2 protein-coding genes are annotated in these 3,050 nt (G+C 43.0%); both read right to left on the reverse strand.

Features of this window, described 5'->3' with window-relative positions; translation table 11 throughout:
• Window positions 1-212: 212 nt before the first annotated feature.
• Window positions 213-2,642, reverse strand: coding sequence for a phenylalanine--tRNA ligase subunit beta (gene pheT / locus AC29Z1_RS15755; RefSeq protein ID WP_488272406.1), 2,430 nt, complete (start codon window positions 2,640-2,642; stop codon window positions 213-215).
• 21 nt (window positions 2,643-2,663) lie between these two features.
• Window positions 2,664-3,050 (reverse strand): tRNA ligase subunit PheS family protein (locus AC29Z1_RS15760; RefSeq protein ID WP_488272407.1); only part of this gene is annotated, 387 nt, incomplete at its 5' end.

Consider the following 3,050-nt stretch of genomic DNA (forward strand, 5'->3'; position numbering starts at 1 on the left):
CAGATGATCATAATAAATAAAAAGGCTATCGACAATACTTTGTCGACAGCCTGAGGCAGGATAACTGCCTTAAATTAATATGATTTTCTAAGCTCACCATATTTTTATGTAATATTACGATAGTTGTAAACAAAGTACACTAAAGCCGATAGCAGACCACCCCCCAAACCGTACCTCTGTTTCAGTTGGCAAGTTAAACATACGATAGTTCATTACTCGCGAAGTTTAGCCGCAAAAGTCTGTTCCAGTGAGACAACTCTGTTTTTATAGTGCTCATCAATCTCAGCGTCAGTGAGTGTCCGGTCATTAGCTTGGAACGTGAGTGAGAATGCAAGACTGCGGAAGCCTTTTGGCACTTGCTGCCCCGTATATACATCAAATAGTTGAACCGCAGTTAGCAAAGGACCGCCTTGCGCAGTAATGAGTTCGGTTACTTGCTGAACAGGAACGTTTTCCGGGAGAACTACGGCTAAATCACGAGTAATGGCCGGGAACTTGGGTAATGATTTATACTCCGGCTTAACGGCAGCGTGTTTGACTAAGACAGCAATATTCAGCTCAAATACATAGACTTTCTTAGTTATTTCGTAGGCATCCAAAACAGCAGGATGAACTTCGCCAATCACTCCCAAGATGTCGCTATCTTTTTTAATGATTGCAGTTTTACCAGGATGCAAGGACGGATTTTCTCCCGTCTCTACTACGTAGTTAGTAATTCCCAGTCCTGCTAAGATAGCTTCGACAGCGCCTTTGGCATCATAGAAGTCAACAAGATCTTTTCCTAGGTTCCAAGCCAGCGCGTGGCGTTTACCAACCATTGCACCACACAGCATTAGTGGTTCCTGTGGTAAATCGTTCAATGGCAATGATTTTGGAAGATATACTGCCCCAATTTCATATAATTTTAAGTCTTCATTTTTGCGCGAAAGATTACGGACAATGGTATCCATCATGCCACCCAGCAAGGTTGTACGTAAAATGGGGAAATCATCTGTTATGGGGTTTAATACTTCGATGGCTTGACGCAGATGACTATCGGCAGGCATGTTGAGTTTATCAAAAGTGTCCGGATGCGAAAAGCTTAATGAAATAATTTCCGAAAAACCACTGCCAGTAAGGATAGTCTTTATTTTGTCAACAATTGTCTGCGTATACCCCTGCTTTCCTTGTACCATAGTACCTGCAGGCGTTGTGGATGGCACATTATGATAACCATATATCCTGGCAATTTCTTCACAAATATCTGCCATCATGGTTACATCTCCACGCCAGGTAGGCACAGTCACCGTAATTTTTTCCTGACCGGCATCCACATCAAACTCTAAACGTTTCAGTATATCAATCATGGTTGCTGCCGGTATATTAGTGCCAAGATAGCTATTAACCTGCTCTGGCGTAAATACAACTTGCTTGGGCAATTGTACCTCAGGATAAACATCAACAACTCCCGGACATACTTGGCAGGCACCCATATCTTCAAGCAATTTGGCAGCTCGATCAAGAGCCTTAATAACATTAGCTGTATCCACACCGCGTTCAAAACGTCCAGAGGCTTCGGTGCGCAGTCCTAACGCCCGCGAAGTGCGCCGAATGCTTGCTCCTTTAAAAACTGCAGCTTCTAGCAATACATTTTGTGTATTGTTAGTAACCTCGGTAGCTAGCCCACCCATTACGCCTGCAATACCAACAGCCTGTACGGCATCAGCAATGACCAGCATATCGGGGGCCAGTTCGCGTTTAATTCCATCTAATGTAGTCAATTTTTCACCTGGAATGGATTTGCGAACAATCAAACTATGCCGCGCCAACAAGTTATAATCATAAGCATGCAACGGCTGGCCTAATTCCAGCATAACAAAATTAGTTACATCAACGATATTATTAATAGGCCGCATTCCCGCAGCTCGAATTCTGTGCTGTATCCAAGCAGGTGATGGACCTACATTTACATTTGTTAAAACCCTAGCAGCAAACCGCGAACAAAGACTAGAATCTTTTATTTGGATGGTTGTCATATTACTAGCCTTTTCAGTACCTGCTTCCTTTAGGTTGAGCATTGGCTTTTTCAACGTAGCACCAGTTAGTGCTGCAATCTCCCGAGCAATGCCAAGAATGCTAAAACAATCTGCTCTATTAGCGGTAAGTTCAAACACAAGCACAACGTCATCAAGTCCCAGAGCGGTACGAATATCAACACCGACTTCAGTATCTGGAGAAAGAATAAAAATGCCGTTTCGCTCCTCAGGAGATACCAGTTTGTTATCAATACCCAGTTCTTCTGTGGAGCATAACATGCCATTAGATAACACGCCCCGCAATTTCGAAGGCTTAATACGCATTCCATTCGGTAAAGTAGCTCCTACTGTAGCGACAGGAACGATATGATTTTGCTGGACATTGGTAGCTCCGGTTACAATGGTAACCACTTCGGTACCAATATCAACTTTACATATTGATAGTTTGTCAGCATTAGGATGGGGAGTGATTTCAAGCACCTTGCCTGTAACCACGCCGGATATATTCTCACCTAACTTTTCAATAGCCTCGACAGGAATACCAGCCATTGTCAGCATGTCTGCCAGTTTTTCCGGTGTTTCATTTATTTCTACATAGTCTTGAAGCCATTTTATTGATGCTCTCATAACTTTCCTCCTTTACCTGCCTTAAAATTGCTGCAAAAAGCGCATATCATTATCAAAAAATAGTCTGAGGTCATCAATACCATAAGTCAGCATCGCGATACGCTCTACGCCCATACCAAAGGCAAAACCGCTAACTTTAGCTGGATCAAAATTACTCATCTCAAGTACACGCGGGTGAACCATGCCAGAACCTAAGATTTCCAACCAGCCAGTACCTGAGCATACCCGACAGCCTTTTCCCTCACACATAACACAAGAGATATCGACTTCAGCACTTGGTTCAGTAAACGGAAAAAAGCTGGGACGGAATCGTACATGAACTCTATTACCAAAAATTTCTTTACAAAATAGCTCCAAGGTTCCCTTTAAATCGGCAAAACTTATGCCTTTGTCAATGACTAAGCCTTC

Source organism: Sporomusa sp. (assembly GCF_057736855.1).

Coding starts and splice junctions, on each gene's coding strand:
- pheT (WP_488272406.1), bottom strand. CDS start 2,642: ATGAGAGCATCAATAAAATGGCTTCAAGACTATGTAGAAATAAATGAA.